The 319-nt window shown below is 31.3% G+C and carries 1 protein-coding gene; it reads right to left on the reverse strand.

The genetic code is table 11. The annotated features are described in order from the left end of the window. On the reverse strand, window positions 1–211 hold a 211-nt coding region (locus B4H32_RS10130), incomplete at its 3' end, for a DnaJ domain-containing protein (RefSeq protein ID WP_286802762.1). Between the last annotated feature and the right edge of the window lie 108 nt (window positions 212–319).

Raw genomic sequence — 319 nt, forward strand, 5'->3', positions numbered from 1 at the left:
TTTGTCGTGTACAGAGATAATTATCATATTCTGTTCTTTTAATTGGATTACTTAAAATTTCATATGCTTCTCTAATTTGAACCATTTTTTGATTAGCATCTGTACCCTTATAGCGGTCTGGATGATATTTTTGTGCTAGTCCTTTATACGCTAATTTAATGATTTCATCGGGAGCATTTTCTGCGATATGTAATATTTCATAAAAATTCATATCCATTGTACCTGTTATAAAAAAGCGAAGAATATATCGTACTTACAGTACTGAATTTAAACAGTAACTCATTGATGTGTGCTGAATTGCCTAGTTCCACCGTTGTAC

This window comes from Acinetobacter sp. UBA2063, assembly GCF_002333245.1.
Lineage (GTDB): Bacteria > Pseudomonadota > Gammaproteobacteria > Pseudomonadales > Moraxellaceae > Acinetobacter > Acinetobacter parvus.